Source organism: Amaricoccus macauensis (genome assembly GCF_014201905.1).
Taxonomy (GTDB): domain Bacteria; phylum Pseudomonadota; class Alphaproteobacteria; order Rhodobacterales; family Rhodobacteraceae; genus Amaricoccus; species Amaricoccus macauensis.
In genome coordinates, this window is sequence record NZ_JACHFM010000005.1 from 74,592 (window position 1) to 97,627 (window position 23,036).

Below are 23,036 nucleotides of genomic sequence, written 5' to 3' on the forward strand. Positions count from 1 at the left end.
AATCAAGAGAATCACTTGCGAATCAGTCTTGCGAATCATCAGGGGCGGGCAGATATTTCGCCGATGCAGCTCCCATCGGGTTTCGTCGACGAACTTCGCGGCCGCATATCGCTGGCGCAGATAGCGGGTCGGCGGGTCACCTGGGACCCGCGGAAGAGCAATGCCGCGCGTGGCGACTGGTGGGCGCCCTGCCCCTTCCATCAGGAAAAGACTGCATCGTTCCACGTGGATGACGCCAAGGGGTTTTACTACTGCTTCGGCTGTCATGCCAAGGGCGATGTACTCGATTTCGTGCGCGAGACCGAGAACGTCGGCTTCATGGAAGCCGTGGAGCGCCTCGCAGGCGACGCCGGGATGCAGATGCCCGCGGCCGATCCCGTCGCCGCCGCGCGTGCGGCAGCGAACACCGGCCTCGTCGAGGCGATGGAGGCCGCCGTCCGCTTCTATCGCGCGCAGCTCACCGGCTCCCGGGCGGCCGCCGCCCGGGCCTACCTCGAACGCCGCGGCCTCGGGGCGGAGACGATCGAGAGCTTCGAGATCGGGTATGCCCCGGACGGGCGCACCGTTCTCATCGAACACCTGACGGCCAAGGGCTTCGACCTCGCGAAGCTCGTCGAAGCGGGCCTCGCGGGCAAACCCGGACAGGGCAGCCCCTATGATCGCTTCCGCAACCGGATCACCTTCCCGATCCGGGACGCGCGCGGCCGGGCCATCGCCTTCGGCGCGCGGGCGATCGCGCCCGGTCAGGAACCGAAATACCTGAACTCGCCGGAGACGCCGCTCTTCGACAAGAGCCGCACCCTCTACAATGCCGGTCCCGCCGGTGCCGCGGCGCGCAAGGCCGGCACGGTGATCGTCACCGAGGGCTACATGGACGTCATCGCGCTCGCCCGCGCCGGTGTCACCCACGCGGTCGCGCCGCTCGGCACGGCGATCACCGATCGCCAGCTTGAGGCGCTGTGGAAGATCGCGCCCGAGCCGGTGGTGGCGCTCGATGGCGACACCGCCGGGCTCAACGCCGCCCATCGCCTCGTCGACCTCGCGCTGCCGCACCTCGGGGCGGGGCGGAGCCTCCGCTTCGCGCTTCTGCCGGCCGGACAGGACCCGGACGACGTGGTGCGCGCGGGCGGCCGGGCCGCGATCGAGGCGATCCTCGCCGACTCGAAGCCGGTCATCGACCTTCTGTGGGGACGCGAGGTCGATGGTCAGGTGCTCGACAGCCCCGAACGGCGCGCGGCGCTTGACGCGCGACTCCGCGCCCATGTGAGCCGCATCTCGGATGCAACGCTTCGGGCGCACTGGGAAGCCGAGGTCCGCGTCCGCCGCGCGGCACTCTTCGCGCCGCCGCAGAAGTCGCGGCCGGAACGAGCGTTCGAGCGCCCGTTCGAGCGGCCGTTCTCCCCCGGTCCGAAACGCTCGCGCCGGGCGCTGCCGGTCCGCGAAAGCTTCGCTCCGGCGACGGCATCAACCCGAAGCTCGCTTCTCGCGCAGGCGGGAGAGGGTGTCTTCGCCGACGATCGGGTGCGCGAGAGCGCCATCCTCGCCGGTTGCCTCAATCATCCCGACGTGGCGATCCGGCTCGAATCGCGCCTCGAACGGCTGGCGTGCCGTTGCCGAAACCTTGAAGAGATTCGCCGCGCCCTCTTGTCCGCGCTGGCCGACGCCCCAGATAACGCCGACCGCGCGACATTTGTCGCGGCGGTCTCTCTGCGTCTGAGCCGAGATCCGGGTCCCGAGCTTTCCCTCGGACAGATCCGTTCGAATCCGCATCTCGCGCCCACGGCTTCGCCCGAGCAGGCGGCGCGGGCCATCGAGGAGGAACTCGACCGACACGCGGCGCTCGCCGGACGCGCCGCCGAACTGATCGAGGCGGCGGCCGATTTCGCCGCCGGCCCTGACGATGGCCTGACCGAGCGCGTCCGCGCCGCGGCCGAGGCCGAGCACGCGACCTACATTCGCCCTCTCGCCGATGACGGGACGGACACCGGGCTCGAACGCCCGGAGTTCCTGAGCGTCATTCAGGCGTCGGAGGCACTTCTGGCGCGCAAACCGCGCAGACGATGACACCCCCGGCTTGCGAATCAGCGATTCGCAGGCAAGAAGCCTCAACCGACCGGGTCAGCCCCCCGCCCGGAGTTAAATGGAGCTAGTCGATGGCCCCCAAGGACGACGAGCAGAAGAAGCCCGAAGATACCGCCGACGGCTCGGGGCCGATGCTCGACATGAGCCAGGCCGCGGTCAAGAAGATGATCGCGACCGCGAAGGCGCGCGGCTACATCACTTATGATGAGCTGAACGAAGTCCTGCCGCCCGATCAGGTGACGTCCGAGCAGATCGAGGACGTGATGGCGATGCTCTCCGAGATGGGCATCAATGTCGTCGAGAACGAGGAAGGCGAGGACGAGGACGGCAACCGCGACGACGCGCCGCCGGCCGCCGACGAGACTTCCGGCTCGCGCGAGATCACCGTCACCAGCGCCGGCGGCGAGGCTCTCGACCGCACCGACGACCCCGTGCGGATGTACCTGCGCGAAATGGGTTCGGTCGAGCTTCTGAGCCGCGAGGGCGAGATCGCGATCGCCAAGCGCATCGAGGCCGGCCGGAACACGATGATTGCCGGGCTCTGCGAGAGCCCGCTCACCTTCCAGGCGATCACCATCTGGCGTGACGAGCTTCTCGACGAAGCGATCATGCTGCGTGATGTGATCGACCTCGAGACGACGTTCTCCGGACAGATGGAGGCCGACGAGGTCGAGAGCGTGCTGCAGGAGCCCGACGAGGAGCCTGTCGCACAGCCGGAGCCTGCCTCTGCCCGGCCCGCCGCGCCGAAATCCGCCCCGAAGCCCGCCGCGGCGCCGAAGCCTGCCGCGCGCGCCGCGTCCGACGACGAGGACGACGACGCCCCCCTCGCCGACGAGGAGGAGGAGCCCGCCCAGAGCCAGTCCGAACCCGACGAGGAAGAGGACGAGGATCAGGGCAACCTGTCGCTCGCCGCGATGGAAGCGGCGCTGAAACCGCAGGTGCTCGAGACGCTGGAGCGCATCGCGACCGACTACAGCCGGCTTGCCGAGATGCAGGACGACCGGATCTCGGCCACGCTGAACCGCAACGAGAGCTTCACCTCGCAGCAGGAGCGCGAGTATCAGCGCCTGCGCTCGGAAATCGTCGAGCTGGTGAACTCGCTGCGCCTGCACAACAACCGTATCGAACAGCTCGTCGACCAGCTCTACGGCATCAACCGCAAGATCATGGCGCTCGACAGCGGCATGGTGAAGCTGGCCGATCAGGCGCGCATCAACCGTCAGGAATTCATCGACGAATACCGCGGCTCGGAGCTCGAACCCGGCTGGCTCGACCGGGTGGGCTCGCTGCGGTCGCGCGGCTGGGACCAGCTCACCAGCCGCTTCCGCGAGAAGGCCGACGAGATCCGCCGTGACATGGCCGAGGTCGGCCAGTACGTGGGCGTCGACATCTCCGAGTTCCGCCGCATCGTGAACCAGGTGCAGAAGGGCGAGAAGGAAGCCCGGCAGGCGAAGAAGGAGATGGTCGAGGCGAACCTCCGGCTCGTGATCTCGATCGCCAAGAAGTACACGAACCGCGGTTTGCAGTTCCTCGACCTGATCCAGGAAGGCAACATCGGCCTGATGAAGGCGGTGGACAAGTTCGAGTACCGCCGTGGCTACAAGTTCTCGACCTATGCGACGTGGTGGATCCGGCAGGCGATCACCCGCTCGATCGCCGATCAGGCGCGCACGATCCGCATTCCGGTGCACATGATCGAGACGATCAACAAGCTGGTGCGGACCTCGCGGCAGATGCTGCACGAGATCGGCCGCGAGCCGACGCCCGAGGAGCTGGCCGAGAAGCTGCAGATGCCGCTCGAGAAGGTCCGCAAGGTGATGAAGATCGCCAAGGAACCGATCTCGCTCGAAACGCCGATCGGCGACGAGGAAGACAGCCAGCTCGGCGACTTCATCGAGGACAAGAACGCGATCCTGCCGCTCGACTCGGCGATCCAGCTGAACCTGAAGGAGACGACGACCCGGGTCCTCGCCTCGCTCACGCCGCGTGAGGAGCGCGTGCTTCGGATGCGGTTCGGGATCGGCATGAACACCGACCACACGCTTGAGGAAGTCGGGCAGCAGTTCAGCGTCACCCGCGAGCGTATCCGCCAGATCGAGGCGAAGGCGCTCCGCAAGCTGAAGCACCCGAGCCGGAGCCGCAAGCTCCGGAGCTTCCTCGACCAGTAGCGCCGGCTGGCGCACCCGGTTCCGTCGGACGGGGCCGGGGATTCGGCCGGGGCGCGCGCAGTTTGCGCAGACCGGTCAGGCGGTTGATACAAAAGCAGCTTTCCCGCACCGTTAACGGAAACGCAACCAAGGTTGACGGCTGCGGGCCTCGACAAGGTGCGAGGCGCGGGCGCGGGACGGCCTCGACGGCTGACATGTCCGCGGGGTGCCTCTTCCGCGGAGGGCAGCGACAATCGACGTCCTCGCGCTCCCGGACCTTGCCTGTTGCGGGTCCCTGCGCCGCCGCGGAACGCTTCGGCGACTCGGCGATTGTTCGTGAGAACACGAAAGTCGCGGGCCAGATGGACAGAAGCGCACACAAGACCGCGGACAAGGCTTCGGACGGCGCGCCCGGCAGAGACGCCTCCCACCCGAACCAGATGTCATGGGCCGCCTGGCGACAGGTGCTCGGCCGGGTCTGGCAAGGGATCACCATCGACCATCTGTCGATCATCGCTGCCGGCGTCGCATTCTTCGGCGTCCTCGCAATCTTTCCGGCGATCGCCGCGCTGATCGCGGTCTATGGCCTCGTCGCCGATCCGCACCATGTGGCCGAGACACTGGACGCGGCGCGGCCGGTGTTGCCCGCCGAGGTCTTTGTCATGATCGAGGAACAGGTCGATGCGCTGATCGCCGCGCCGCAGGCGAAGCTCGGGTTTGCCTCGGTCGTCTCCTTTGCCCTCGTCCTCTGGAGTGCGCGAGCCGGGGTGAGCGCGCTCATGGAGGGGATGAACATCGTCTATGGCGAGGTGGATGACCGCAGTCTCGTGGTGCAATACGCGATCTCTGTCATGCTCACCCTCGGTTTCATTGCCGTGGCAATCATCGCCCTCTTCGCGGTGGTGGCAGTGCCGACCGTCCTTCACTTTACCGACATCGGTGTGATCGGCGGAGTCCTGGCCGGGGTCACGCCCCTGGTGATCCTCGGCACCGCCATCATCTTCGTCATCGGCGCGCTCTACCGCTATGCGCCGCGCCGGGCGCCGGCGCGCAAGCGGTGGATCACCGTGGGCGCGGCGCTCGCAGCCGTGGGCTGGCTGCTCGTTTCGGTGGCGCTCTCGGCCTATTTCGCGCGCTTCCCCGAGTTCAACCGCACGTATGGCTCACTCGGCGCCATCGTCGGACTGCTGTTCTGGCTCTATGCCAGCGCCTTCGTCGTATTGCTTGGCGCCGAACTCAATGCTCAGTTGGAGCTGCAGACCGAAGCGGACACGACGACGGGCAGGCCGCGTCCCATGGGCGAGCGCGGCGCCCACGTGGCGGATCATGTCGCCTGACCGGCGGGCTGAGAGTGGCATCGAAGCAACATATTCCCGAGACACAGAGGTCTCCGATCGGGGCAAGCGATTGACGACCAAGTAACAATCTTGAGTTGAAAGCGCCGGTCCACCTCTCGGAATCGCCAATTTCGGGTTGCGTTGATACTCCAAACCGTTACGGTGCCGAAGGTGCCCAAAATCCTGTGCCCCAATGTTCACTACTGCGTTTAATGTAACCGGGCGCTCTGAGCGCCCCGTGAGCTCGGAAGTCCGCCGCATGGTTGTGCGTGGTCATGTTAAGTGGTTCGATACGACCAAAGGCTACGGCTTCGTCGTGGGTGACGATGGCGAAGGTGATATTCTTCTCCATAGCAACGTCCTGCGAGTCTTCGGATTCACGTCGGTTGCAGAAGGCGCCGAGATCTCCCTGAGGGTCCAGTCAACTGATCGTGGTCGTCAGGCGGTCGAGGTTCTCGACATCGTCCCGACCGCGCCCGTGGCGGCGCAGATCCACATCCCCATGCCGGATGGCGACGCTGCCGGTCCGCTTGAGCCCGCGCGGGTCAAGTGGTTCGATCGGGTGAAGGGTTTCGGCTTCGTCAACGTCTACGGTCGCCCCGAGGACGTCTTTCTCCACATGGAGACCCTGCGGCAGCACGGTTACGGCGAAGTGGTCGCCGGTGATGTACTCGCCGTGCGAGTGACCGCCGGCCCGCGGGGGCCAATGGTCTACGAGGTTCGGAGCTGGGACTACGTGACGCGGTTGCGGATGCAGGCCTGATGCGTCTTGCCTGGCTCCTCGCCGCGGCGGCGCTCGCTGCCGGTCCGGTGTCCGCGGCAGACTGCGCTCCCGACCAGATCGACCTGCGCGACTCCGATACCGAGTTGCGCTTTCATGTCGAGGTGATGGACACGCCCGAGGGACGTGAGCAGGGGCTCATGTTCCGCGAGAACCTGCCGAAGTTCTCCAGCATGCTCTTCGTCTACGAGACGCCGCAGCCGGTGGCCTTCTGGATGAAGAACACCCTCATCCCGCTCGACATCCTGTTCTTCGATGCAGAGGGCCGCCTTGAGCGGATCAAGTCCAATGCGCAGCCGCACGATGAGACCCCGGTCTTTGGCGGCGACGATATCCAGTATGTGCTGGAGATCAACGGCGGCCTCGCGGCGGAGCTTGGCATCGAGCCCGGCGCCGAGATCCGCAACCCCGCCCTCACCGGCGCGGTCTGGAGCTGCAGCGGCTGATTCCCCTTCCCCCGGCCCCGCTGTCGGGCTACACGGCCCGGATCGGGGCGTGGCGCAGCCTGGTAGCGCGGCGGTTTTGGGTACCGCAGGTCGCTGGTTCGAATCCAGTCGCCCCGACCACATTGCCAAGGACCCGGCGCCAGAGGCGCACATCCCATCCGGCGCCTGTCGGTGCAACGAGACACGCGCCCGCGTGACGAGCCGGTCGCCACGAACCGCCATGCCATCGCCCGCGTCTTGACCTCCCGAATTCCGCTCGAAGCGCCGGTGCGTGGTCGCCGCCCCCGGCGCGCGATGGCGGCGAGGGTCCGCCCGAAACGGGCGTCCGTTGCCGGGCACTTCGGCGAGTTGCTGCAAGGCAGGCTCGGCCCCGGCGGGCCGCTGGCCCTCGTCACGCTTCCGGCACCTCCGCTCTCCGTCACGGCGGAGCTGCGGCCCGGGTCTTTCCGGCTTCACTCCGCCGACGGCAGGTGGCCGATTGACCGGGCGCAGGTGGCAGCGCTTCATCGGGCGCTCGGCGGCGTTCCGTCCGGTGGGCTGGTGCTTCGCACGGAGATGACCGCGGGGGGCGGGGCGGGTTCCTCGACCGCGGCCTTGCTCGCGGCGGCGGCGGTCATTGCCGCGGCGCACGGCCTCCCCCCGCCCGGAGCGGAGCGGCTGGCGCGACTCTGCCTCGCGCTTGAGGGGGCGACGGACCCGCTGATGCATCCCGCGCCGGCGCGTCTGCTCTGGGATCCGCGTCGGGCGCTCGTGCTCGGGACGCTGCCGGAGCTGCCCGCGCTGGAGCTCGTCGGGGGCTTCCATGGTCCGGGTGTGCGGACCGATCCGGGCGATCTCGATTTCGCTGACATTGCCGATCTCGCGAGCGCGTGGGGGCCCGCGGCTTTGCGGGGTGATCTCGCGACGCTGGCGGGGCTCGCGACGGAGTCGGCGCGGCGTAACGTGGCGCGGCGCGGCGGGCCGGATCTCGGCGGGCTCCTCGCCGCCGCCGGGCGCTTCGGGGCGCTCGGCATCGTCGCGGCCCACACCGGATCGGCGCGCGGGCTCCTTTTCGCGCCTGGGGGCGGCTCGCGGCAGGCGTGCGACGCCCTGCGGGCGCTTGGCATGGCCGACGTCCGGCACTTTCGGCTGGGCCGGCCCCTGTCCGCGCGGTAAGCCTCGGCCACATTCATGGCAGGAGCAGGCATGCGGGACCACGGCATGCGGGATCATGGCGGGGATCTCGGCGCGGCGATCGCGCGTTTCGGGGGCGCGCCGGCGGACTGGATCGACCTTTCGACCGGCATCAACCGCGCGCCCTGGCCGTTGCCGCCGCTGCCTGCCGCGGTGGTGCGGGCGCTGCCCGATCGGGGTGAGTTCGCCGCCTGTGCCGCGGTGGCGCGGACGGCTTATGGCGCGGGCGCTGGGGTTGCCTGTCTGCCGCTCGCTGGGGCGCAAGCGGCGATCCGGCTGGTGCCGGCGCTGCGGCCGGCTGGGCGCGTCGGGGTGGTCGGGCCAACCTACAACGAGCATGCCGCCGCGTTCACGGCCGCGGGATGGCAGGTGAGCGAGGTGGCCGATCTCGCCGGACTCGATGGCTTCGACGCGGTGGTGGTGGTCAATCCGAACAACCCCGACGGGCGCTGCTGGTCGCGGGAGGCGGTTGCCGCGCTGGCGGCGCGCAACGGGCTCGTGGTGGTCGATGAGAGCTTTGCCGATGCCGAGCCGGCTGGGTCGCTCTGTCCGGCGCTGGGTGGTCTGCCGCGGACGATCGTGCTGCGCTCGTTTGGCAAATTCTACGGGCTGGCGGGGCTGCGGCTCGGCTTCGCGCTCGGGTCAGATGCGGAGATCAGCGTGCTGCGGGAGCTTGCGGGGCCGTGGGCGGTCAGCGGGCCGGCGCTTTTCGCCGGGCGGCTCGGGCTTGCCGATGTCGCGTGGGCCGAGGCGACGCGGGTGCGGCTCGCGGCGGATGCGCGCCGGCTCGACCGGCTGGTGGAGGCGGCGGGCTGGCGGGTCGTGGGCGGGACGGGTCTCTTCCGGCTCTGTGACACCGGCGACGCCGGGGCGGCGCAGGCGCTCCTTGCCGGGCGGCGGATCTGGTCGCGGAGCTTTCCCTATTCGGCGGGCTGGCTTCGGCTCGGGCTTCCCGGGACGGAAGCCGAGTGGGAGGCGCTGGCGGACGCGCTCTCGCCCGCGCATCGGAGCAGGTAGGTGTCCATGATCCAGCCGTTTGCCGCGCGGGCCTCAGCGCGGGCGGCGACGATCGCATCGCCCACGTCCGCAAGCGGGCCCGAGATCAGGATCTCGTTCTCCATCCCGAGGTAGGCGCCCCAGAAGATTTCGACGCCCTCGGGGTCGATGCCGCGGAAGGCGCAGTCGCCGTCGAGCATGACGGCGGTGGTCGTGCCAGTCGCGCCGCCGGTGGCCAGCTGCCGGCCGGTGGTGATGGCGACGGGCTCGCCGATATGATTGAGCGGGATGGCGTGGCGGGCCGCGAGGACCTGCAGGCTGGTGATCCCCGGCACCACCCGCCGGGTGAAGGCAAGGCCGCCCGCCGCCAGCAGGTCGAGGATGCGCAGCGTGCTGTCGTAGAGCGAGGGGTCGCCCCAGACCAGCAGCGCGGCGGTGCCGGTCTCGCCGTCGAGCAGGTGGCGGTAGCGGGCGGAGATGGCTGCGTGCCAGACCTCGACGCCCGCGCGGTAGCCGCCGGAGGTGTCGCGCACCGGCATGTCGAACTCGACGATGCGGGTGGCGGGGTTTTCGAGGAAGCGCTCGCAGATCGCCCGGCGAAGGTCGGCGAGATCGCCCTTTGCCGCGCCTTTGCGCGGGATCAGCACCAGATCGGCGGCGTTGAGCGCGCCGATCGCCTCGACCGTCATGTGGTCCGGGTTGCCGGTGCCGATGCCGATGACGACGATCCCGAGCATGGGCTCACTCCGATGCGATTGCGTGGAAGAAGCTGCCGGAGACGTTGCCCCGGCGCGCGCCCGAAAGACCGAGGGGGCGGCCCTCGGCGTCGGAAAGCTCGGCCAGTGCCGCGTCGTCTCCGGTCTCGATGACGCGGGAATAGTGGAATTCGTGGCCGCGCACCCGCGCGCCCGCCGGCCCGAGCGGCGTCGCGCCGAGGAGCCGCGCCTGACGGTAGCCGAGGTTCATCCGCCGCTTCGCATAGCTCGTCACGTGGCCGAGCAGGCCCGCCATCGGGTACGTGACGCCGTCCGCGTCCTCGATGGCGCGGCCGAGCACCATGAAGCCGCCGCACTCGCCATGTACCGGCCGCGTCCCGGCAAAGCGGCGCAGTCCGTCGAGGAACTGCCCGGACGCCGCCAGCCGCCCGGCGTGCAGTTCGGGGTAGCCGCCCGGCAGCCAGCAGACGTCCGCCGCAGGGTCCGGCGCCTCATTGGCGAGCGGCGAGAACGGCAGGATCTCGGCTCCCGCCGCGCGCCAGTGCCGCAGGACATGCGGATAGACGAAGGCGAATGCCGCGTCGTCGGCCAGCGCGATCCGCTGCCCCGGTGGCGGCAGCGCCGCCGATCCGTCGCCCGTCACAGCCAGCGGCGTGGCGAGCGCGAGCACCGAGTCGAGGTCGATCGAGCGCGCCATCACGTCCGCCAGCCGGTCGATGAAGGCGTCGAGCGCGGCATGTTCGCGCGCCTGCACCAGCCCGAGATGACGCTCGGGCAGCGCCATGTCCGGGTTGCGGTGCACAGCGCCCACCACCGGCAGGCCGATCGCCTCGACAGCCGCGCGGCAAAGCCGCTCGTGCCGCTCGCTCGCCACCTGATTGAGCACGACCCCGGCGATCCGCACCCCGGGATCATGGCTCGCGAAGCCGCGCGCGATTGCCGCCGCCGTCTGCGACTGCCCCGAGACGTCGAGCACGAGCAGGACCGGCACGCCCCATGCGCGCGCCAGATCCGCCGCCGCCCCGGTGCGGCCCGGGCCGGCGGGGACGCCGTCGAAGAGGCCCATGGCGCTCTCGATCACCAGCACATCCGCCTCGGCCTGCGCCGCTGCGAGCGCGCCGAGGAATGCGGGCGGCATCGCCCAGCTGTCGAGGTTCACCCCCGGCGCGCCGGTCGCCGCCGCGTGGAAGCCCGGGTCGATGTAGTCCGGCCCCGACTTCGCGCCGCGCACCGCAAGGCCGCGCCGGGCGAGCGCGCGCATCAGGCCGACCGCGACGCTGGTCTTGCCGGAGCCCGAGCGCGCCGCGCCGACGATGAAGGCCCGCGCGCTCACGCGGGCACCGCCTGCGCCGCCACGGCGATGAGTTCATCCCGCAGGGCGACGATCGCGCCGACGACGATCACCGCCGGGGCGCGCACGCCCTCCTCCGCCACCCGCGCGGCGATGGTGGCGAGATCGGCGACGACGATCCGCTCATCGGGCCAGGTCGCCGAGGCGATCACCGCCGCCGGCGTCGAGGGCGCGAGGCCGCCGGCGACGAGCGCGCCCGCGATCGCCGGAAGCGAGCCCAGCCCCATGTAGATCACGATCGGCTGCCCGGTGCGGGCCAGCGCCGCCCAGTCGAGGTCCGCGCCGCCCGCATCGTCCGTGGCGTGACCGGTGGCGAGGATCAGCGCCCGGCTCACGCCGCGCCGGGTCGCAGGGATCCGCGCCGCCGCGAGCGCCGCGAAGCCCGAGGTGACGCCCGGCAGCACCCGGAACGCGATCCCGGCGCGCGCCAGCGCCAGCGCCTCGTCGCCGCCACGGCCGAAGATGTTGGGATCGCCGCCTTTCAGGCGCAGCACGCGCTTGCCCTCGCGGGCGAGGGCGATGAGGCGCGCGTTGATCTCGGCCTGCGGCGTCGACGGCTGGCCACTGCGCTTGCCGACGAAGCTGAGCGCCGCACCCTCGCAGGCCCGCAGGACGCCCGGATCGACCAGCGCGTCGTAGACGACCGCGTCCGCCGCCGCGAGTGCTGCCACCACATCAAGCGTCAGGCAGCCGAGGCCGCCGGGACCTGCGCCCGCGAGCCAGACATGCCCCGGCTCGAAGGAAGGAAAGTCCGGCGCGAGCCGCGCCAGTGCATCCGCGATCTGGCTCATATCCCCTCACGTCCGCGAAAGCGCCGCTGATAGGCCGCGTCGTAGAGGGCGCTCTCGCGGAAGCCCTCCGCCGCCAGTCCCGGCCCGACAAAGATGATCGCCGTCCGGTCGATCGGATCGGCGGCCACCGCCGCCTCGATTGACGCGAGCGTGCCGCGGACCACCCGCTCCTCGGGCCATGTGGCGCGGACGACGATGGCGACCGGGCAGTCGCGGCCATAGAGCGGTGTCAGCTCGGCGACGACGCGCGGCAGGGCGTGCACCGCGAGGTGTACCGCGAGGGTGGCACCGGTGGCGCCGAAGCCCGCCAGCGTCTCGCCGGGCGGCATGGCCGAGGCGCGCCCGGAGACGCGGGTGAGGACGAGGCTCTGCGCGACCTCGGGGATGGTCAGCTCGCGCCCGAGCGTCGCGGCGGCGGCGGCGAAGGACGGCACCCCGGGGGTCAGCGTCCACGGGATGCCGCGCGCGTCGAGCCGCCGGGTCTGCTCGGCGACCGCGCTCCAGATCGAGAGATCGCCGGAGTGCAGCCGTGCCACGTCGAGCCCGGCGGCATGGGCGGCGGCGAACTCCGCCTCGATCTCGTCGAGCGACAGCGGCGCGGTGTCGATCCGCCGCGCGCCGGGCGGGCAGTGGTCGAGCAGCGCCGCGGGCACCACCGAGCCGGCGTAGAGGCAGACAGGGCAGCGGGCCAGCAGGTCGCGGCCCCGGAGCGTGATGAGATCGGCGGCGCCGGGACCGGCGCCGATGAAGTGGACGGTCATGAAGCCTCTCCGGTGGTGGCGATCGCGCAGGTGACGCGCCCGGTGACGATGCGCGGGCCGAGGAGCCGCGCCGACGGCCCCGCCGCGCCGAGGGCCGCCGCCTCCGACGCGCTGCCCGCCCCGGTCGCCGCGATCGAGGCGTCCGAGTGGCTGGCGAGGCGGGTCTCGGTGGCGGCCTCGGTGATGACGAGCGGCAGGCGGAGCCGGCGCGCCGCCTCGGCGATGCCAGGCTCCGACGCCTTGGCCGGCAGCACGGCCAGCGCGTCGAGCGGCCCGCCCGCCGCCGGAAGCGCCGCTTCGACAGCCGCGATGACTTCGGCGGCGGTGACGCCGCGCTGGCTGCCGAGCCCCGCGACCCTCATGGCTTCACCCAGGACCACTGCACCACCGGCATCGCCGGGCGCCAAGCGGACATGCCGCCGACCGGGCCGGCGCGCGCGATCGAGACCGTGACGAGGGCGCCGCCGAGCCGTCCGGCGGTCGCGGTGAGGAGTGCCTGCATTTCGAGCGTGACGGCATTGGCGACGAGCCTGCCGCCGCCGGGCAGGACGGCGGTCAGCGTGTCGAGGAGGCCCGCGCCAGTGCCGTCGCCAGTGCCGCCGCCAGCGCCGCCGCCGCCGAGGAAGATCGCGTCCGGGGGTGGCAGCCCGGCGAGGGCGGCGGGTGCCCTGCCCTCGCGCACGTCGAGCCCGGGCGTCCCGAGCACCTCGGCATTGCGCCGGATCCGGGCGGCGCGCTCCGGGTCGGCCTCGATGGCGATGGCGCGGAGCGAGGGGTGCCGGAGCATCCACTCGATCGCGACCGAGCCGGCACCCGCGCCCACGTCCCAGAGGAGTTCGCCCCGGCGTGGAGCGAGTGCCGCGAGCGTCACCGCGCGCACCTCGCGCTTGGTGATCTGGCCGTCGTGCTCGAAGAGCCCGTCGTCGAGCCCGCCGAGCGGGAGGATCTGCGCGTCCTCCCCTGCCTCGACCTCGACGGCGAGGAGATTGAGCGCCGCGAACCGAGCGTCGCCGAGATCCGCGGCGCGGGCGGTGTGGTGACGCTCGTCCGGGCCGCCAAGGGCTTCGAGGACGTGGAGGCGCGACGGGCCGAAGCCGGTGGCGGTGAGCCGCCGGGCGACGCGGGCGGGCGCGTCCCCGTCGGAGGTGAGCGCGAGAATGCGGGTGCCGGGGTGGAGGAGCGGGCGGATCAGCGCCTCGGGGCGGCCGTGGAGCGAGATCGCCTCGACCTCGGCCAGTGGCCAGCCAAGGCGCGCTGCCGCGAGGCTGAAGGCCGAAGGCGCGGGCAGGACGGTCATCTCGGCCGGGTCGACGCGGCGCGCGAGCGTGGCCCCGACCCCATGCCGGAACGGATCGCCCGAGGCGAGGACGCAGACGCGCCGCCCGCGGAGCGCGGTCACCGGCGCGGTGTCAAACGGTGTCGGCCAGGCCCGCGCCTCGCCGGTGATGAGCGGCCCCGCGAGCGCGAGGTGGCGCGCGCCACCAAAGACGACCGCGGCGGCGGCGATCGCCTCGCGGGCGGCGCGTCCGAGGCCGTCCGGGCCGTCCTCGCCGATCCCGACGATCGTGAGCCATCGGGTGGTGAGCGATCTGGGGTCTGTCGCGGCAAGGGGCGGCGGGCTAGAAGGCTGCATGCACATCCTCATCCTTGGCGGAACCGGCGAGGCGCGGGCGCTGGCGGAGCGGCTGACCGGCCAGCGCCTGGCCGGCCAGCGCCTGACCTATTCCCTCGCGGGCCGGACGCGCGCGCCGGTGCTGCCCGACTGCGACGTCCGGGTGGGGGGGTTCGGCGGAGCGGGCGGGCTCGCCGGCTGGATCGCGGCCGAGGCGGTGCGCGTGCTCGTCGACGCGACGCATCCCTTTGCGCGCCGGATCTCGGAGAATGCGCTCACTGCGGCGCGCGTCGCTGGCGTGCCGCTCGTCACCCTGCGCCGTCCGGGCTGGAAGCGGGAGGCCGGCGATCGCTGGACCGGCGTGCCGGATCTCGCGGCCGCCGCCGACGCGCTTGGCGGCGTGCCGAAGCGCGTGCTGCTCGCCATCGGCCGGCAGGAGGTCGGGGCGTTTCGGGCGGCGCCGGGGCATCGCTACCTCGTGCGCAGCATCGAGCCGCCCGAGGCGGGCGCGCTGCCCGACGGGGCGGAGGTGCTGCTGGCGCGCGGGCCGTTCGACGAAGCGGCGGAGCGGGCGTTCCTCGCTCGCCACGGCATCGAGGTGGTGGTCACGAAGAACAGCGGCGGTGACGCCACATACGGCAAGATCGCCGCGGCGCGGGCGCTCGGCATCCCGGTCGTCATGGTCGAGCGGCCCGCCGGCCCGGAGGCCGTGGAAACCGTCGAGGACGCGCTGGCGGCGATCGGACGTCACCTTGCCGGCCCTGCCGAGCGTGGCGAGTAGACGAGCGGCGGCAGTCCCGGCCGCGGCACCACGCGTGTCTCGGTCGAGCCGATGATGACGCAGGTCGCCATGTCGGCGCGGCCCGGGTCGGCGGCTCCGAGGCTCGTCACCTCGATCCGCTCGTCCTGCCGGAGCGCGGCGCGGCCGAAGATCACCAGCGTTTCCGCCGGCAGCACCTCGCCAAGCACCGCGAAGGCCCGGCCGAGCTGCCACGGCCGTGCCCGGCTCGCGGGGTTGTAGAGGGCGAGGACGAACCCCGCCCCGGCCGCCGCGCGGAGCCGCGCCTCGACGGTCTCCCACGGCTTGAGATTGTCCGAGAGCGACAGCGCGCAGAAGTCGTGCCCGAGCGGCGCGCCGCAGCGCGCGGCGACGGCGAGCATCGCGGTGACGCCGGGCACCATCTCGACCTCCAGCCGCCGCCAGGCCTCCGGCCCGTGCTCCACCGCCTCGCAGACCGCCGCCGCCATGGCGAAGACGCCCGGATCGCCGCCCGAGACCATCGCCACCGCCCGGCCACCTGCGGCGAGGGCGAGGGCCGTGCGCGCGCGCTCGATTTCCGCGCGGTTGTCGGTGGCATGCGCCGTCTGACCGGGGGCCAGCGCCACGCGGGCGACATAAGGCCCGTAGCCGAGGACATCCGTCACCCCGGCGAGCGCCGCACGCGCCGCGCCGGTCAGCTGCGCCTCCGGCCCCGGCCCGAGACCGACCACCACCAGCCGGCCGGGCGTGGGCGGTTCTTCAACCCGGCCGCTAACGGCCGGTCCATCAACCCGGCCGCTCAAGGCCGGTCCTCCCAGCCGGGCACCAGCACCAGCGAGAAGTAGGGCGCCACGTCGTCGGGCTTGGCCGCGAGCGGCGTCATCTGCGACTGCTCCATGGTGCCGCGCTCGACGTAGACCGCGCGCCCGAGCTTGCCGGCCCCGGCCAGCGCCCGGCGGATGGTCGCGAGGTTGCGGCCGACCTTCATGATGACGCTCGCCGGACTGTCGATGAGGCGCCGGGTCAGCTCGGCCTCGGGCAGCGTGCCCGGCAGCACGCTCAGCACATCGTCGCCCTGCACCAGCGGCAGGCCCGCCTGACTCCAGCAGCCCGACATGGCGGTGATGCCGGGGATGACCTCGGCGGGGTAGCGCGGCGCGAGGCGGACGTGGAGGTGCATGTACGAGCCGTAGAACAGCGGGTCGCCCTCACTCAGCACCGCCACCGTGCGCCCTTCGGCGAGATGCGCCTCGACCGCCGCCGCCGCCTCGACGAAGAAGCCGGTGATGGCGGCGCCGTAGCGCGGATCGGCGACCGGGATCTCGGTCGTCACCGGATAAGGCAGCGGCAGTTCCACCGCGTCCGCCCGGAACAGCCCCTCCACCGTCGCGCGGGCGTTGCCGCGCCGGCCGGCCTTGGCGAACCACGCCACGACGTCGGCGTCGCCCAGCGCGCGCACTGCCTTCACCGTCAGGAGCCCCGGGTCCCCCGGCCCGGTGCCGACGCCGATCAGCCGGCCACTCATATCCCTGCCCTCGCGAGCGCGTTCACCGCCGCCGCCGTCATGGCGCTGCCCCCGAGCCGCCCGAGCACCACCGCGTGGGGCAGGTCGGTCGCCGCCAGCGCGTCCTTGGATTCGGCCGCGCCGACGAAGCCGACGGGCATTCCGATCACCGCCGCTGGCCGGGGTGCCCCGGCGCCAAGCATGTCCATGAGGTGGAAGAGCGAGGTCGGCGCATTGCCGACCGCCACCACCGAGCCACCGAGCCGGTCGCGCCAGAGCTCCAGCGCCGCCGCCGAGCGCGTGGTGCCAAGCTCCGCCGCGAGGCCGGGGGTGCGCGGGTCGCGCAGCGTGCAGATCACCTCGTTCCCCGCCGGCAGGCGGGCGCGCGTCACCCCGTGCGCCACCATCTCGGCGTCGCAGAGGATCGGCGCGCCCGCCGCCAGCGCCGCGCGCGCCGCCGCCACGAAGCCCGGTGAGAAGCGGAACGCCGCCGCCGCCTCGACCAGCCCGCAGGCGTGAATCATCCGCACCGCGACGTCCGCCTCCTCGGGCGAGAAGCGCGCAAGATCCGCCTCCGCACGTATGATCGCGAAGGATCGCTCGTAGATCGCAGTTCCGTCCCGAAGGTATTCTCCGCTCACCTCGCCACCTCCAGAAGGTATTGTTCCAGGTCCGCCGGGACGCCGCGCCCGTCTCCGGTGACGCGCGTCCCGCATTCGTCGGCCAGCAGGGTCACCGCCGGCCCGGCCGGCTGCGCGCAGCGCTTCGGGCAGCCCGAGACGTGCAGGTGCAGGCCGTCCGTCATGTCCGGGCGTTCGGCAGCAATCCGGGCCGCGATCGCCCGCGCCGGGAGCCGCCCCGAGGCGCAGGCCGCCCCGGCGCAGGCCGCGATTGCAAGCCGGGGGTCGCCCGGGTCGGTGATGAAGCCGAGGCGCGTGGCCGCGCCGACAAAGGCCGCCTCGTCCGCCACTGTCAGCTCCACCGCGACGAGCGCGCGTCCCGGCGCCGGGCAGAGCCGTGCGGCGCCGGCCGCTGCGGCGAGCGCGGCGACCGCGCCGCTCTCCGCCGAGCCGAACGGGAAGGCGACGGCGCGCGCGATGTCCTCGCGCAGGCCGAAGCGGCCGACCGGCGCGCCGGCCGGGCGGAGCGCCGGTGCGGGCGCGACGCCGAGACCGTCGAGATCGCGCCCGCGCCGAGCCTCGCGGGATATCCGCGTCAGCAGATCGCATGCCTGCGCGATGGCAGTGTCCGCGTCGCAGACGTCCTGCCACCGCGCCGTCCGCGCCGTCCCGCCGACACCGATCCGCCAGCCGCCAGCCACCCGGAGAAGCCGCACGTCCGCCGGCACCGCGTCGAGCGGGAAGGCGCCGCCGCCGTCAACGAGCGCCGTCACCTTCGGTGGCAGCGGCCCGGCAAACGCCCGGAGAGTCGCTGCCAGCGGGCGCGGGTCGGCCGCCTCGGCCGGATCGCGCCCGGCGAGCGGGCTCGTCACCACCGGCAGGCCCTCGGCGAGCGGCAGCCCGAGCGGCGCCAGCGCCTCGGCGAGCTTCGCGCCCTGGGCAAGGCCGCGCAGTTGCAGGCTGCCGCGCGAGGTCACCTCGATCAGCCCGTTGCCGAGCCGCGCCGCCACCGCCGCGAGGCCGGCGAGGCCCTCCCCGCTCAGTCCGTCGGTGAAGGTGAGGCGCGCGAGCCAGCCGTCGCCGGTCAGCATCGGCGCGGTGAGGCTCGGGCAGGCGTCCCGGCGCAGCGCGGCGGTCATGTTCGCGCCTCGAGCGCAGTGGCCTCGGCGATGAGCGCCGCAAGGTCGTCGTCGATGCTGTTCCGGCGCGGATGCCAGAGCCCCCGGCGCCGCGCGTCCGCGAAGCGCCCGGCAATCGCCCGGGCCGCCGCCGGGTTTTCGCGCAACAGGAAGTCGCGCACGTCCGGGTCTTCCAGATAGGCCGCGTGCACCGCCTCGATCAGCCGTTCAGGCACCGCGTCGGTGGTTTCGGCAAAACCGATCAGCCGGTCGACCGTCTCGGCGAACTCCGCGGCGCCGCGCGGCCCATGGCGGAGCTGTCCGGCGATGAAGCGCGGGTTCGTCGCCCGTGCCCGCACCACCCGAGTCACCGCCTCCACGAGCGAGCGCGCGCGCGGCCGGGCCGGGTCGGTCGTGTCGAGCACCACGAGGTCTGCCTTGCCGCCGAGTGCCGCCACCGCCGCCGCGAAGCCGCCGACGAAGGCCACGTCGGCCGAGCCTTCGAGGATGTCGCGCGCCGGGTCGTCATGGGCGTGGAGCAGCAATTCCGCCGTCGCCACCCGCTCGGCAAAGGCGCCGTCGGCCGCCTCGCCCTCGCCGCGTACGCCGCCGAAGGCATGCGAGCCCGCCGCGAGGTAGGCCGCGCCAAGCTCGGCCTGTGCCTCCCAGCGCCCGTCCTGCAGCAGCTCCTCCGCGCCGGCACCATAGGTCCCGGGCGCCGAGCCGAAGATCCGCCGCGGATGCGGCCCTGCCGCGACAAGAGGGTTCTCCTCCGGGCTTTCCTCGCGTGCCGCGACGGCCGCGACGGCGGCGTCGAGAAGCGCGATCTGCGCCTCGAACATGTCGCGGAAGAGGCCCGATATCCGCCAGGTCACATCCACCCGCGGCCGCCCGATCGCGGCCGGCGGCAGCACCTCGATGCCGGTGACCCGTGCCGTGGCTGCGTCCCAGACGGGTTGGCAGCCGAGGAGTGCCAGCCCCTGCGCGATCGCCTCGCCGCCGGTGCGCAGGCTGGCGCTGCCCCAGAGGTCGATGACGAGGGAGCGCGGCCAGTCGCCATGCTCCTGCTGGAAGCGCCGGAGGGTTTCGTCCGCCGCCGCCTTGCCCAGCGCGAAGGCGGTCGGCGTCGGCAGCGTCCGGGGATCGGCGGCGAAGAGGTTGCGCCCGGTCGGCAGCACGTCGCGCCGTCCGCGCTCCGGCGTGCCCGCCGGTCCCGGCGCCACGAAGCGTCCGTCGAGCGCGCGGAGCAGCGCCGTCCGCTCGGCGTCGGCCGAGGCAACGCGCTCGGGCGCCTCGCCCGGCGCGCTCCGGCCGTAGACGTGCAGGCCGTCCTTGATCGCGAAGTCCTTGAGATCACAGAGCCATGCGTCGATCCTGACCAGCGCCGCCCCGGGGTCGTCGGAGTCGTTGACGCCGGCCTCCACCGCGAGGCCGGTCTCGCGGGCGGTGGCGACGATCAGGCCCGCCAGACGGTCGCGGCGCCGCCGGTCGAGGCCGTCGGCCTGGGCGTATTCGTCCACCAGCCGCTCGAGCGAGCGCTCGGCGTCCGTCAGGCCCGCCCCGGTCAGAACCGGGGTCAGGTGGCCAATCGTCACCGCACCGATGCGCCGCTTCGCCTGCGCCGCCTCGCCCGGGTTCGAGACGATGAACGGGTAGATGACCGGCAGGGCGCCGGCGACGACCTCCGGGAAGCAGGTCTCGGTGAGCGCCACGGTCTTGCCCGGCAGCCATTCGAGGGTACCATGGGCGCCCACGTGGACGAGGGCATGGACGCCCTCCACCTCACGCAGCCAGAGGCCGAACGCGACGAGCGCGTGACGCGGCGGCAGGCTCGGGTCGTGGTACTCGACCCGCCGGTCGAGGCTCTGCCCCCGGTCGGGCGCGAAGGCCACGGTCACCTTGCCGAAGCGGGCGAAGCGCACGCCGAACATGCCGGACGGGGCGTCTGCCTCCGGTTCGCCCCATGCGGCGACGACGTCCGCCATCGCCGCTGCGGGCACGCGCGCCGCGAGGCGGGCGTAGTCCGCGCGGGTGAGCGAGGGGCGTGCGCGGCCGATGAGCGCCATCAGCTCGCGCGGGGTCTCGGGGATGTCGGTGACGTCGTGGCCGGCGGCCTTCAGGTCGGCGAGCATGGCGAGGACGCTGGCCGGCACGTCGAGGCCGACGGCGTAGCCGGCCCGGCCGGTGGCCGCGGGATAGTCCGGCACGAGGATCGCCAGCCGCCGCTCGGCGGGCGGCGTCGCGGCGAGGCGCAGGTGCGAGGCGATCCGCCGCGCGACCTGCGCCACCCGGTCGGGCTCGGGGCGGTTGCGTTGCAGGCGGAGGCCGAGCGCCGCATCGAGCGGCCGGGTTTCCTTGAACGATATGGCACCCGCGAGGATGCGCCCGTCGAGCTCCGGCAGGACGACGTGCATGGCGAGATCGGCCGGCACCAGCCCGCGTTGCCCCTCGGCCCAGGCCTCGCCGCGCGTGGTCGCCGGCACCACCTGAAAGACCGGCACCCCGAGCCGGGCGAACATCCCGGCGTCCTCGCCCGCGGCAAAGGCCGTCGCCGTGACGATCGCGGCGACCCCGGCGCGGCGCAGTGCCGGCTCGATCGCGGCGAGGACGTCCGCGTCGCGCAGGCTCGGGACGAAGACCGGCAGCGCTGCCAGCCCCTCGGCGGCGAGCGCGGCGGCGAGCGCATCGATCGGGGCGTGATCGTTTGCGTGGAGCATCGAGCGATAGAAGAGAACCGCGACCAGCGGTTGCGCGTTCGCGACATGCGCGGTCCGGGCGTGAGCGGTCGGGGCGTGAGCGGTCGGGGCGGCATCGAGCCCGCGAACCCCTTCGCCGGGCAGATAGATGCCGACGCGCGGCAGCGGGCGCGCGGACGGTGCGGCCTCGTCTCGTCCGCCGATCCGGGCGAGTTGCAGGAGCGCGGCGCGCATGTTCTGCGGCCCGCCCTCGCGGAAGCAGGCGAGCAGCCCCGCCCGGTCGTCCCGCGTTGCGGTCGAGAGCGCGGCAAGCCGCGGATCGTCCTCGCGGCACTCCCCCGGCAGGAGAACGAGCGCGATCCCGCGCTCGCGGGCCACCGCCGAGAGCCGCTCGCAGCCGTACTCCCACCAGTCGTGGCCGCCGAGGAGGCGCACCAGTACCGCCCGCGCCCGAGCGGCCACGCCGTCGACCCAGAGATCGACGGACATCGGATGCCGGAGGTCGCGCAGCGCCGCGAGCCGCAACTCGGGCATCCCGGCGTCCCACGCGCCCGCCAGAGCCGCGAGGTCGCTGTCGGAAAAGCTCGCCGCCACAAGCTCCGCTGGCGCCTGCCCGAGATCCACGGGCTCGATCAGGTCGTCCAGCGATGCGGTCGTGACGTTGAGGATGTGCATCAGGCTGCGAGCATCCGCTCCACGGCGGCCCGGTCGAGACCCTTCAGCCCGATCACCACGAGCCGGGTGCCCGGAACCTCACCCTCGGCCCAGCGCCGGTCGTAGTGGTGCGATACCCGCGGGCCGACCGCCTGCACCAGAAGGCGCATGGGCTTGCCCTCCACCGCCGCGAAGCCCTTCACGCGCAGCACGTCGCAGGCCTCCGCCGCCCGGGCCACCTTCGCCGCCAGATCCTCCGGCCGCGCCACCGGCGGCAGGTCGATGATGAAGCTGTCGAAATCGTCGTGGTCGTGTTCGGGCTCGTCGTCGTGCGCGGTCCGGCGTCCGTCGATCAGGTCCTCGACCGCCAACCCCTGCCCGAGCAGTATCGCCGGATCGACGCGGCCGCGCTCGGCGGGCACCACCTTCACCGCCCGGCCGAGATGGCGCGCCACCCGTGCCTCGGCCGTCTCCCGCGCGACCGCGTCCAGCAGGTCGGCCTTGGAGAGCACGATGAGGTCTGCACAGGCCACCTGATCGCCGAACACCTCCTCGACCGGATCGTCGTGGTCGAGCGAGCTGTCCGCCGCCCGCTGCGCCGCAAGCGCCTCGAGGTCCTGCGCGACGCGGCCCTCGGCGAGCGCGGGCCCGTCCACCACCGCGACGACACTGTCAACGGTCACGCGGGTCTTCACGCCGGGCCACTGGAACGCCTGCACCAGCGGCTTTGGCAGCGCGAGGCCGCTCGTCTCGATCAGAATGTGGTCGACGTCGCCCCGCGCGAGGATCTGGTCGAGGGCCGGTACGAAGTCGTCGGCGACGGTGCAGCAGATGCAGCCGTTCGCCAGCTCGACGATGTTTTCCTCCGGGCAGCTCTCGATGCCGCAGCCCTTCAGCACCTCGCCGTCGATGCCCACGTCACCGAATTCGTTGACGACGACGGCGATCCGGCGCCCGCCGGCATTCTCCAGCAGGTGGCGGATGAGCGTGGTCTTTCCGGCACCGAGGAAGCCGGTGACGATGGTGCAGGGCACGCGGCCCCGGTTCGCAGCAGGATCGGTCATGGCAAGTCCTTCAGGAGGTCGATGGGAGGAACCCGGGCGATCAGGCCGCGCTTCAGGGCCTCGGGCCGGCCGCGCCACGGCATGAAGCCGTCGCTTGCGCCAGCGAACAGCCGCGCACCTTCGCGGAGGTCGCCGGAGGAGCCTTCGTCGAGGCCGCCGAACACATAGGTCCAGCAGCCTTCGCGGTAGATCGCGGCCGAGAGCCCCCGGGTGCAGTTGCCGAGGCAGGCCACCCGCCGCACGCTCACCCCGGGGCAGGCCTCGGCCCCAAGCGCATCGGCGAGACGGGTGCCCGGACGCGGCGTCTCCGGCCCGTCGCCGGTGCGCCGGCAGGACGAGCAGACGAGCACGGTGACCGCGCCCGCTTCGGCCACGGTGACGGGCGGATCCGTCGGTGACGGAAGGGGACTTGCCATGCACACTCCTT

General features: G+C 72.5%; 21 protein-coding genes and 1 tRNA gene. 9 read left to right on the forward strand and 13 right to left on the reverse strand.

Annotated elements, in window-relative coordinates; all coding sequences use genetic code 11:
* Window positions 1-63 precede the first annotated feature (63 nt).
* The 8 genes from dnaG to cobD all read left to right on the forward strand — a co-directional run bounded on the left by dnaG (window position 64) and on the right by cobD (window position 8,983).
* Entirely contained in the window at window positions 64-2,064 is a 2,001-nt protein-coding gene (dnaG, locus tag HNP73_RS19605) for a DNA primase (protein ID WP_184154097.1), read from the forward strand.
* Window positions 2,065-2,153: 89 nt separating this feature from the next.
* Window positions 2,154-4,250, forward strand: a complete 2,097-nt coding sequence (gene rpoD, locus HNP73_RS19610; protein WP_184154100.1) for an RNA polymerase sigma factor RpoD — start codon at window positions 2,154-2,156, stop codon at window positions 4,248-4,250.
* Between the two features lie 341 nt (window positions 4,251-4,591).
* The gene (locus tag HNP73_RS19615; RefSeq protein ID WP_184154103.1) at window positions 4,592-5,566 is read left to right on the forward strand and encodes a YihY/virulence factor BrkB family protein; all 975 of its coding nucleotides are present in this window, start codon (window positions 4,592-4,594) and stop codon (window positions 5,564-5,566) included.
* A 259-nt stretch (window positions 5,567-5,825) separates the two neighbouring features.
* On the forward strand, window positions 5,826-6,329 hold the full coding sequence (locus HNP73_RS19620; RefSeq protein ID WP_184154106.1) for a cold-shock protein: 504 nt from the start codon (window positions 5,826-5,828) through the stop codon (window positions 6,327-6,329).
* Window positions 6,329-6,793, forward strand: coding sequence for a DUF192 domain-containing protein (locus HNP73_RS19625; protein WP_184154114.1), 465 nt, complete (start codon window positions 6,329-6,331; stop codon window positions 6,791-6,793). Before HNP73_RS19620 ends, HNP73_RS19625 begins: the two co-directional genes overlap by 1 nt.
* Window positions 6,794-6,836: 43 nt before the next feature.
* Window positions 6,837-6,913: transfer RNA gene (locus HNP73_RS19630), tRNA-Pro, on the forward strand.
* A gap of 51 nt (window positions 6,914-6,964) precedes the next feature.
* Window positions 6,965-7,948 (forward strand): GHMP family kinase ATP-binding protein, encoded by a 984-nt coding sequence (locus HNP73_RS19635; RefSeq protein ID WP_343063372.1) that lies wholly within the window; start codon window positions 6,965-6,967, stop codon window positions 7,946-7,948.
* Window positions 7,949-7,993: 45 nt separating this feature from the next.
* The gene (gene cobD, locus HNP73_RS19640) at window positions 7,994-8,983 is read left to right on the forward strand and encodes a threonine-phosphate decarboxylase CobD (RefSeq protein WP_184154671.1); all 990 of its coding nucleotides are present in this window, start codon (window positions 7,994-7,996) and stop codon (window positions 8,981-8,983) included.
* Here cobD and cobF read toward each other — a convergent pair.
* The 6 genes from cobF to cbiE are packed head-to-tail and all read right to left on the reverse strand — an operon-like array spanning window position 8,887 to window position 14,214.
* Window positions 8,887-9,699, reverse strand: a complete 813-nt coding sequence (gene cobF, locus HNP73_RS19645; protein ID WP_184154117.1) for a precorrin-6A synthase (deacetylating) — start codon at window positions 9,697-9,699, stop codon at window positions 8,887-8,889. The two genes, cobD and cobF, sit on opposite strands and share 97 nt — an antisense overlap.
* A gap of 4 nt (window positions 9,700-9,703) precedes the next feature.
* Window positions 9,704-11,011, reverse strand: coding sequence for a cobyrinic acid a,c-diamide synthase CobB (locus HNP73_RS19650; protein WP_184154120.1), 1,308 nt, complete (start codon window positions 11,009-11,011; stop codon window positions 9,704-9,706).
* Entirely contained in the window at window positions 11,008-11,820 is an 813-nt protein-coding gene (gene cobA, locus HNP73_RS19655; RefSeq protein WP_184154123.1) for a uroporphyrinogen-III C-methyltransferase, read from the reverse strand. The genes HNP73_RS19650 and cobA overlap by 4 nt, the downstream gene beginning before the upstream one ends.
* On the reverse strand, window positions 11,817-12,581 hold the full coding sequence (gene cobM / locus HNP73_RS19660; RefSeq protein WP_184154126.1) for a precorrin-4 C(11)-methyltransferase: 765 nt from the start codon (window positions 12,579-12,581) through the stop codon (window positions 11,817-11,819). The genes cobA and cobM overlap by 4 nt, the downstream gene beginning before the upstream one ends.
* Complete coding sequence (locus HNP73_RS19665; protein WP_184154129.1) at window positions 12,578-12,943, reverse strand: cobalamin biosynthesis protein; 366 nt, start codon at window positions 12,941-12,943, stop codon at window positions 12,578-12,580. Before HNP73_RS19665 ends, cobM begins: the two co-directional genes overlap by 4 nt.
* Window positions 12,940-14,214, reverse strand: coding sequence for a precorrin-6y C5,15-methyltransferase (decarboxylating) subunit CbiE (gene cbiE / locus HNP73_RS19670; RefSeq protein ID WP_184154131.1), 1,275 nt, complete (start codon window positions 14,212-14,214; stop codon window positions 12,940-12,942). Before cbiE ends, HNP73_RS19665 begins: the two co-directional genes overlap by 4 nt.
* On the opposite strand from cbiE, the gene HNP73_RS19675 reads away from it, so the two are divergent.
* Window positions 14,213-14,974, forward strand: a complete 762-nt coding sequence (locus HNP73_RS19675; protein WP_184154133.1) for a cobalt-precorrin-6A reductase — start codon at window positions 14,213-14,215, stop codon at window positions 14,972-14,974. The genes cbiE and HNP73_RS19675 overlap by 2 nt on opposite strands.
* Here HNP73_RS19675 and HNP73_RS19680 read toward each other — a convergent pair.
* Genes HNP73_RS19680 through HNP73_RS19710 form a run of 7 tightly spaced genes read right to left on the reverse strand, consistent with a single transcriptional unit; the run spans window position 14,941 to window position 23,025 of the window.
* Entirely contained in the window at window positions 14,941-15,756 is an 816-nt protein-coding gene (locus HNP73_RS19680; RefSeq protein ID WP_184154135.1) for a precorrin-3B C(17)-methyltransferase, read from the reverse strand. The genes HNP73_RS19675 and HNP73_RS19680 overlap by 34 nt on opposite strands.
* The gene (locus HNP73_RS19685) at window positions 15,753-16,478 is read right to left on the reverse strand and encodes a precorrin-2 C(20)-methyltransferase (protein ID WP_184154137.1); all 726 of its coding nucleotides are present in this window, start codon (window positions 16,476-16,478) and stop codon (window positions 15,753-15,755) included. Before HNP73_RS19685 ends, HNP73_RS19680 begins: the two co-directional genes overlap by 4 nt.
* Window positions 16,475-17,098 (reverse strand): precorrin-8X methylmutase, encoded by a 624-nt coding sequence (locus HNP73_RS19690; protein WP_343063373.1) that lies wholly within the window; start codon window positions 17,096-17,098, stop codon window positions 16,475-16,477. Before HNP73_RS19690 ends, HNP73_RS19685 begins: the two co-directional genes overlap by 4 nt.
* The gene (locus HNP73_RS19695) at window positions 17,095-18,216 is read right to left on the reverse strand and encodes a precorrin-3B synthase (protein WP_184154142.1); all 1,122 of its coding nucleotides are present in this window, start codon (window positions 18,214-18,216) and stop codon (window positions 17,095-17,097) included. The genes HNP73_RS19690 and HNP73_RS19695 overlap by 4 nt, the downstream gene beginning before the upstream one ends.
* Window positions 18,213-21,566, reverse strand: a complete 3,354-nt coding sequence (gene cobN, locus HNP73_RS19700) for a cobaltochelatase subunit CobN (protein ID WP_184154145.1) — start codon at window positions 21,564-21,566, stop codon at window positions 18,213-18,215. The genes HNP73_RS19695 and cobN overlap by 4 nt, the downstream gene beginning before the upstream one ends.
* Complete coding sequence (gene cobW / locus HNP73_RS19705; protein ID WP_184154148.1) at window positions 21,566-22,609, reverse strand: cobalamin biosynthesis protein CobW; 1,044 nt, start codon at window positions 22,607-22,609, stop codon at window positions 21,566-21,568. Before cobW ends, cobN begins: the two co-directional genes overlap by 1 nt.
* Window positions 22,606-23,025 carry a DUF1636 family protein gene (locus tag HNP73_RS19710; protein WP_184154155.1) on the reverse strand — a complete coding sequence of 140 codons (420 nt, stop codon included), beginning with the start codon at window positions 23,023-23,025 and terminating at the stop codon, window positions 22,606-22,608. Before HNP73_RS19710 ends, cobW begins: the two co-directional genes overlap by 4 nt.
* Window positions 23,026-23,036: the final 11 nt, after the last annotated feature.

Excerpts from the sequence above, each read along its gene's own strand:
- dnaG (WP_184154097.1), top strand. The coding sequence starts at position 64 with ATGCAGCTCCCATCGGGTTTCGTCGACGAACTTCGCGGCCGCATATCG.
- rpoD (WP_184154100.1), top strand. The coding sequence starts at position 2,154 with ATGGCCCCCAAGGACGACGAGCAGAAGAAGCCCGAAGATACCGCCGAC.
- HNP73_RS19615 (WP_184154103.1), top strand. The coding sequence starts at position 4,592 with ATGGACAGAAGCGCACACAAGACCGCGGACAAGGCTTCGGACGGCGCG.
- HNP73_RS19620 (WP_184154106.1), top strand. The coding sequence starts at position 5,826 with ATGGTTGTGCGTGGTCATGTTAAGTGGTTCGATACGACCAAAGGCTAC.
- HNP73_RS19625 (WP_184154114.1), top strand. The coding sequence starts at position 6,329 with ATGCGTCTTGCCTGGCTCCTCGCCGCGGCGGCGCTCGCTGCCGGTCCG.
- cobD (WP_184154671.1), top strand. The coding sequence starts at position 7,994 with ATGCGGGATCATGGCGGGGATCTCGGCGCGGCGATCGCGCGTTTCGGG.
- cobF (WP_184154117.1), bottom strand. The coding sequence starts at position 9,699 with ATGCTCGGGATCGTCGTCATCGGCATCGGCACCGGCAACCCGGACCAC.
- cobA (WP_184154123.1), bottom strand. The coding sequence starts at position 11,820 with ATGAGCCAGATCGCGGATGCACTGGCGCGGCTCGCGCCGGACTTTCCT.
- cobM (WP_184154126.1), bottom strand. The coding sequence starts at position 12,581 with ATGACCGTCCACTTCATCGGCGCCGGTCCCGGCGCCGCCGATCTCATC.
- HNP73_RS19665 (WP_184154129.1), bottom strand. The coding sequence starts at position 12,943 with ATGAGGGTCGCGGGGCTCGGCAGCCAGCGCGGCGTCACCGCCGCCGAA.
- HNP73_RS19675 (WP_184154133.1), top strand. The coding sequence starts at position 14,213 with ATGCACATCCTCATCCTTGGCGGAACCGGCGAGGCGCGGGCGCTGGCG.
- cbiE (WP_184154131.1), bottom strand. The coding sequence starts at position 14,214 with ATGCAGCCTTCTAGCCCGCCGCCCCTTGCCGCGACAGACCCCAGATCG.
- HNP73_RS19685 (WP_184154137.1), bottom strand. The coding sequence starts at position 16,478 with ATGAGTGGCCGGCTGATCGGCGTCGGCACCGGGCCGGGGGACCCGGGG.
- HNP73_RS19695 (WP_184154142.1), bottom strand. The coding sequence starts at position 18,216 with ATGACCGCCGCGCTGCGCCGGGACGCCTGCCCGAGCCTCACCGCGCCG.
- cobN (WP_184154145.1), bottom strand. The coding sequence starts at position 21,566 with ATGCACATCCTCAACGTCACGACCGCATCGCTGGACGACCTGATCGAG.
- cobW (WP_184154148.1), bottom strand. The coding sequence starts at position 22,609 with ATGACCGATCCTGCTGCGAACCGGGGCCGCGTGCCCTGCACCATCGTC.
- HNP73_RS19710 (WP_184154155.1), bottom strand. The coding sequence starts at position 23,025 with ATGGCAAGTCCCCTTCCGTCACCGACGGATCCGCCCGTCACCGTGGCC.